This is a genomic window from Nitrospirae bacterium CG2_30_53_67 (genome assembly GCA_001873285.1).
Lineage (GTDB): Bacteria > CG2-30-53-67 > CG2-30-53-67 > CG2-30-53-67 > CG2-30-53-67 > CG2-30-53-67.
On sequence record MNYV01000027.1, the window covers coordinates 1 to 5,719 of the forward strand.

Genomic DNA, 5,719 nt, shown 5'->3' on the forward strand with positions numbered 1-5,719 from the left:
TCCGTGCATTGCTTCTGACTCGGGGTTTATCATGTCGGCAAAAGAGCGCGGCTACAAAATCCAGGATGTGATAAAAGAGATGATCGATGTCGCAGTGCAAAAAAGATAGGGGTTGTTCGTAAGAAAGTCGAATAGGATTTAGAATTTAAAAGTAATAGTGTCCAAAGGCCGTTATCCATGAATAGTCCTTCAAACAGGCATATGAATAAGCTTCACCCGGTCACGTTCAGGAATGAGGCGCATTCGGAAGACAGGAAATCCCTGCATCAGATCCTCCTTTCCACAGGCATCTTTCATCCCTACGAGCTGGATGTGGCCATGGAACTGCTGGACGACCGCTTGAAAAAGGGCGCAAAGAGCGAATACCTTTTTCTCTTCGCAGATGCTGCCGGCACACCGGCCGGCTATGCCTGTTACGGCCCCATCACGGTCACGGACAGAAGGTTCGACCTCTACTGGATCGCCGTCAGAAAAGAGATGCAGGGACTCGGGATCGGCGGATTACTGCTCGACCGAGTGGAAAAACATATTGCCGAACTTGGCGGAACTCATGTGGTTGTGGAAACATCATCCAGGGATGTCTACAAGGCCACAAGGGAATTTTACAAAAAGCACGACTACATTGAAGCGGCGCGCATATCCCGATATTATTCAGACGACGACGATAAAGTCGTCTTCATGAAAGCCCTCCTGTAAATAAATCTTTTCCCCCACCCCGAATAAATTGCAGTTGACTTGATACCATGGAAAGAGGTATTAAAAGACATAGACGCAATATGGATGCTATATTAAGGAATCATTCCAACAACCCTGGAGAATAAATCATGGCTGTCACCGCAAAAATCGAAGGCAACAAACTCATTATCACAGCAGATCTCGAAACACCCACGCCCAGTGCATCAGGAAAAACACTCGTCGTGGCCAGCACCAGAGGCAACAAGGCAACTGACGTCATGATAGACGGCAGACCCGTTATCATTGGTCTCAATGCCTATATCAAGAAATAGATGCCGGTTCTCCATGCCCGGAAGAGCCCATTCAGGTGGGAATCCTCAAGCCGCTGAGGGAACATGAAGAACGTTCCGCTGCGAAAATAATACTTGATTTGTCATTTATTTTGGCCTAGGACGGTCGAGGGACGGTCGAGGGTCAGACTTTGATAATTTGATATTGACACCTTCCTATATGAACAAATAGGGACATCGCCCCTTAAAGGGGAAAAATACCACAAGGTTTATTTATCCTCTTGTCCCAAAATTTCCATGATCTGTTTACGAAGTGGTGGAATCAGATCAAAGAGCAGATGATATCCTTGCCTGTCCTCTCCTAAAGTAACGTTAAGAGATCTCTTCTTGTCATTTCAACATCCCTTAAAATCTTTGATAAAAGTCCCGGACCGATCGTCTCTCCGGAATGTACAGGAACCACTGTAGCCCGGCCATCCGCATGTTTCAGAAATACATGACTACCCTTCTGCCTTTCCAGAGCAAATCCCGCCTTCTTCAGCAGAGAAATAATCTCTTTGCCCGTCAAGGAAGATATTCGGGTCATACTGCAACTTTCTGCACACCAACAAGATGAGTTCTGGGAGGCTCCTCGCCCTGAACTTCCAGACAAAGCTGAATCGCCTCTTTAATTCTTTTTATCAGTGTGTCGAGAGACTTGGCTTGGGTATGACAGCCCTTCAGCTCCGGGACTTCTGCAATAAAGTAACCTTCTTCATCCTGTTCTATAATGACCGTAAACTCTTTAGCCATTTTTCGACCTCCGCTCAACGCCTCGTTTCTCTCCATTGCCAATGTGACATAGTTCTCATGGAAGTCATAGCCGATTCCAATATTCAAGTCTGCATTTAAGGATTATTACCAAATTGAGGGTGAAAAATCAAGATATTTTAATGCTTAGGAAGAAGTGAGGAGACGGAAGGACGGAAAGCCGGAGGCAAACGTATCGCCGATCCCCTATTCTCCCTGCCATCTCTGATACAGTTCATGCTCGATCCCGATCACGTCGAGCACACGGCCCACCACAAAGTCGGTCAGTTCTTCGACGTTCCTGGGCCTGTGATAGAATGCCGGCCTGGGAGCATGCAAAACCTTCACGAAAACAGGAGACAGCCTGTTCGATCTTACTCATCGTGATCTCCATGATGTATTGATATTAAGATGCCAGGGCCTTGCGCTATCAAGGATACCTGTGGAAAGATGGTCCAGTCCAAATCAGTCATGTTAAATTTCATATCACATTTTTATGACAGAAAGCAACCATTTGACAGAACTGCTCCGGCGGATCTATAAATGAGACAGTTGGTATCTTTACCGCGTTGAAGGATAAGACAGGGCAGTCTTATCCCGTCAACTCATACAAAAAACAAAATGCCATGGGGGAATAACCATGAATAGAAAAGATATATATAAAGAGATAGAGGGGATATTCGGTCTCATTCCAAGTTTCTTTAAGATGGTCCCTGACTCGTCTCTGGAACTGGAGTGGCAGTTGTTTAAACGAGTCCAGTTCGACGAGGGGCCCATCCCCAACAAGTACCGCGAGCTGATCGGAGTTGCGATTTCCGCGATCACGCATTGCCGTTATTGTTCGTTCTACCACACGGAACTGGCGAAGCTCAATGGTGCAACGGATAAGGAGATTGAGGACGCTGTGCACTATGCCAAGTCGAGCGCGGGCTGGAGCACGTATCTGAACGGCCTCCAGGTTGACTTCGATACATTCAGGAAAGAGGTCCTGCAGGCCTGCGAACATGTTCGTTCAATGAAGGCCGCCTGACCGCAAACGGGGCCATCCAAGGGATCGCAGCGCTTCGGCTGTCCGCAGATCGCGGGCCGTCGAAACGCTGCGGGGAAACCGCGTCTCTGGAGTAAAATCGCGTTACCTTCTCCAGCCGGCCCATATGGGAATACCCGCATCGTCCCTGAGGATAAGGACTTGATCGCCTTTTCTGACTTCCGCCGCAATGATGACGGGCGCACCGGAAATGGTTACCCTGGACCCCTTGACTTCTATCTTGTCGCCATTTTCAAGGGTGCTGTCGAGTCTATCGAGGAACCACTCCGGCCCGAGGTGAACGGCGAGTGTCTCTTTTTCGGTTTTCACCTGCAGGTGAACGCCTCTTGACATCCCTCCCATGGGTGTCATTTGGTCGATGCTCACGATCTCTCCGGCGATGGTTTCTACGGTACCCACATTATACATCCGCTGGTACTGTGCTCCCATGCCCCAGCCGCCGCTTCCACGCCCGCCACGCCACGGTTGAGCATAAGATATTGAAACCACAGAGAAGATCAAGAGCGCTGCCAATAGATGTATCCCTGTTTTTCTCATGATGACCTCCTTTGGCTGGGTTTACTGCTCTGCTGTGAAGCAAAAAACGTAAGTGAATGAATAGTACACCCCAACGCCGATAATGACAACACCGGTCAGAAACCGGGGGTTGAGCGGGTCTCTCCTTCCCCACCCTCGACCTTGGGATTTGAGCGAATCATTGACAGCATGCGCCATGGTCGTCGCCGCTGCAGTCACAGGAGGGCTCGCCGCCTTTGATCATGCTCTTGATGATGGCGGAGGCACAGCCGACACCGGCATTCACCTTCAGGGCATCAAACTCACAATTCATGGCGCAGGCCCCGCACTCCATGCAAAGGTCATGGTCCACAATCATGGCCTTTTTATCTCTCATAACAAAAACACCATGCGGGCAGACCTCCACGCATCTCCCGCACCCGGTGCATTTTCCCTGATCAAACTCCAAAGTCGAGACATCGGATAAATATTTCATACAACCCCCCATTGTTTCAACTGATATACAATGATCAGAATAAGGGAAACCGATAGGGCCGTGATATAAACCGGAACCGCTGTTTTCAATTCTTTTTCCACTCCGGAACGGCCGGTAAACGGCGTGGACCCGGTAAACTGCAGTGCCAGATAGGAACTGACCGCGGGAAAGAAAAGATAGGAGAAAAGGACCAAAAGTCCATGGCCTAACTGCGGCAGATCAATCAAACGAAGTGCCGTAAAAATGAGAATCATCCCGGTGATCCACCCCTTGAGGGCGAAGGCGCGCGAGGGAATAAAAGGAAGAAGAAGAGGGGTGATAAAGACTCCGGAAAAGATTGAGACCAGCCCCAAAAACAAAAAGGGAGATCCACCGGCCCAGACCTTTCCCCAACCGAGGCCGCCGGGCTGAAAACCGAAGATGACCAAGATCAACAGGGCATATATAAAATAATGCTTCATGGCCGGCAGGATCTCCATGGGCGTAAGCGCCAGCCGGTCCAGAATACTGAATTTAATGGTTCGCATTTCCCTGCTGGACTTATACCCGGCACAGAGATAGGCAGGGATGTCCCTGGCATAGACCGGGCCGAAGCAGACCCTGAATCCGCTCTCCTGTCTCACCCGGTGTGCCGAGACCCCGGATGCCCCGAGCTGAGGAACGATCACCCTCTTGTGATTGACGATCTTGTCAAGTTGACACTCTCGGATTCGCCGGATGAGTTCCTCGGCGCCGAAGGTCCCCTTGCCCGCCGCGCACCAGACATTGATCCCCTGGGTGTCCAGAATTAGGACCCAGGCATTCAGCCCTTTTAAAGCCACGCGCAGAATATCAAAACTCAATTTGTAATTGGCCGTCACAAAGACGTCGCATTTTTCATCCGGCTCCCCAACCGCATAAAGGCCTGGGGAGACCGAATAGTGCATGCGGAAGGCGCTGATTCTGGATTTGATCAATCCTATCCGGTCAGCCCATGACCATTCGGTTGAGACACATTGCACCTCTCCTGCCGACGTCTCCATGTTCCCTAAAACCCATTCGGGCTTAAAAGAACAGCACGTTGGGGTCTGAACTTTCGTATTTGTACTGCAGCAATCCCTCATCCCGGCTCCTATGCACATCAATGTGAGCGGAAATGATAGTAAAAGAAACCGGGGGGAAAGTCAAGAAGGGTTCTGACCGGGGACGCAGCCACTTTTCCGTCGTGTCCCTCTTGGACTACAGGTTAGAAGAGGCCTATGCAGCCCTTTTAAGTCGTTGTTGAACGACTGATTGGATCACGGAATCAGTCATGGGACGCTTCGGCATGCAACTTCAAGCCTAGTGCGTCCAACACCTTGAGGATGGTGTCGAAATCGGGACTGCGCTCGCCGGAGAGCGCCTTGTAAAGACTTTCACGAGACAGGCCGGCATCACGCGCGACCTGTGCCATGCCCTTGGCACGGGCGATATCGCCCAGCGCCTTTGCAATGAACGCTGCATCGCCGTTGGCCGCCTCAAGACAAGCCTCAAGATAGGCTGCCATTTCCTCCGGGGTTCGGAGGTGCTCTGCGACATCGTAGCGAGTGGTAGTTGTTTTCCTCATCATTTACTCCTATAGGTCGCGTGCGAGGCGCAATGCAGTCTTGATGTCGGCGGCCTGTGTGCGTTTGTCGCCGCCGGCCAGCAAAATTATTACTGTGCGCCCGCGCCTTGTGAAATACACCCGGTAACCGGGGCCGTAATCGATTCGCAATTCGGAGACGCCCTCACCAACCGGCCTAACATCCCCTGGGTTCCCTGCTGCAAGGCGCTCGACCCTGACCTGCACACGGGCGCGTGCATGAATGTCGCGCAGCCCATCAAGCCACTGGGCGAACGTCTCGGTTTTACGAATCTCTAACATAATGTATTGTAGCCATTAGGCTACATAATGTCAATGTTTTT

Annotated in this window: 10 protein-coding genes; 3 read left to right on the top strand and 7 right to left on the bottom strand. The window is 50.6% G+C overall.

The window, feature by feature from the left end; genetic code table 11:
* Window positions 1–201 precede the first annotated feature (201 nt).
* Window positions 202–696 (top strand): hypothetical protein, encoded by a 495-nt coding sequence (locus AUK29_01490; protein OIP66081.1) that lies wholly within the window; start codon window positions 202–204, stop codon window positions 694–696.
* Window positions 697–824: 128 nt separating this feature from the next.
* Window positions 825–1,007: a hypothetical protein gene (locus tag AUK29_01495; protein OIP66082.1), complete on the top strand. Its 183-nt coding sequence runs from the start codon at window positions 825–827 to the stop codon at window positions 1,005–1,007.
* A gap of 319 nt (window positions 1,008–1,326) precedes the next feature.
* Here the strand turns inward: AUK29_01495 and AUK29_01500 are convergent, their stop codons facing one another.
* Window positions 1,327–1,551 (bottom strand): hypothetical protein, encoded by a 225-nt coding sequence (locus AUK29_01500; GenBank protein ID OIP66083.1) that lies wholly within the window; start codon window positions 1,549–1,551, stop codon window positions 1,327–1,329.
* On the bottom strand, window positions 1,548–1,757 hold the full coding sequence (locus tag AUK29_01505) for a HicB family protein (protein OIP66090.1): 210 nt from the start codon (window positions 1,755–1,757) through the stop codon (window positions 1,548–1,550). The genes AUK29_01500 and AUK29_01505 overlap by 4 nt, the downstream gene beginning before the upstream one ends.
* 637 nt (window positions 1,758–2,394) lie before the next feature.
* Here AUK29_01505 and AUK29_01510 point away from each other — a divergent pair.
* Window positions 2,395–2,784, top strand: coding sequence for a hypothetical protein (locus AUK29_01510; protein ID OIP66084.1), 390 nt, complete (start codon window positions 2,395–2,397; stop codon window positions 2,782–2,784).
* Window positions 2,785–2,886: 102 nt separating this feature from the next.
* Here the strand turns inward: AUK29_01510 and AUK29_01515 are convergent, their stop codons facing one another.
* From AUK29_01515 to AUK29_01535, 5 genes are all read right to left on the bottom strand, one after another.
* A complete protein-coding gene (locus AUK29_01515; protein ID OIP66085.1) occupies window positions 2,887–3,339 on the bottom strand; it encodes a DNA-binding protein in 453 nt (150 codons plus the stop codon).
* 157 nt (window positions 3,340–3,496) lie between these two features.
* A complete protein-coding gene (locus tag AUK29_01520) occupies window positions 3,497–3,793 on the bottom strand; it encodes a ferredoxin (protein ID OIP66086.1) in 297 nt (98 codons plus the stop codon).
* A complete protein-coding gene (locus tag AUK29_01525) occupies window positions 3,790–4,815 on the bottom strand; it encodes a hypothetical protein (protein ID OIP66087.1) in 1,026 nt (341 codons plus the stop codon). Before AUK29_01525 ends, AUK29_01520 begins: the two co-directional genes overlap by 4 nt.
* 263 nt (window positions 4,816–5,078) lie before the next feature.
* Window positions 5,079–5,378: a putative addiction module antidote protein gene (locus AUK29_01530; GenBank protein OIP66088.1), complete on the bottom strand. Its 300-nt coding sequence runs from the start codon at window positions 5,376–5,378 to the stop codon at window positions 5,079–5,081.
* A 9-nt stretch (window positions 5,379–5,387) separates the two neighbouring features.
* Window positions 5,388–5,678 (bottom strand): addiction module antitoxin RelB, encoded by a 291-nt coding sequence (locus tag AUK29_01535; protein ID OIP66089.1) that lies wholly within the window; start codon window positions 5,676–5,678, stop codon window positions 5,388–5,390.
* Between the last annotated feature and the right edge of the window lie 41 nt (window positions 5,679–5,719).

Coding starts and splice junctions, on each gene's coding strand:
- AUK29_01490 (OIP66081.1), top strand. CDS start 202: ATGAATAAGCTTCACCCGGTCACGTTCAGGAATGAGGCGCATTCGGAA.
- AUK29_01495 (OIP66082.1), top strand. CDS start 825: ATGGCTGTCACCGCAAAAATCGAAGGCAACAAACTCATTATCACAGCA.
- AUK29_01500 (OIP66083.1), bottom strand. CDS start 1,551: ATGACCCGAATATCTTCCTTGACGGGCAAAGAGATTATTTCTCTGCTG.
- AUK29_01505 (OIP66090.1), bottom strand. CDS start 1,757: ATGGCTAAAGAGTTTACGGTCATTATAGAACAGGATGAAGAAGGTTAC.
- AUK29_01510 (OIP66084.1), top strand. CDS start 2,395: ATGAATAGAAAAGATATATATAAAGAGATAGAGGGGATATTCGGTCTC.
- AUK29_01515 (OIP66085.1), bottom strand. CDS start 3,339: ATGAGAAAAACAGGGATACATCTATTGGCAGCGCTCTTGATCTTCTCT.
- AUK29_01520 (OIP66086.1), bottom strand. CDS start 3,793: ATGAAATATTTATCCGATGTCTCGACTTTGGAGTTTGATCAGGGAAAA.
- AUK29_01525 (OIP66087.1), bottom strand. CDS start 4,815: ATGGAGACGTCGGCAGGAGAGGTGCAATGTGTCTCAACCGAATGGTCA.
- AUK29_01530 (OIP66088.1), bottom strand. CDS start 5,378: ATGAGGAAAACAACTACCACTCGCTACGATGTCGCAGAGCACCTCCGA.
- AUK29_01535 (OIP66089.1), bottom strand. CDS start 5,678: ATGTTAGAGATTCGTAAAACCGAGACGTTCGCCCAGTGGCTTGATGGG.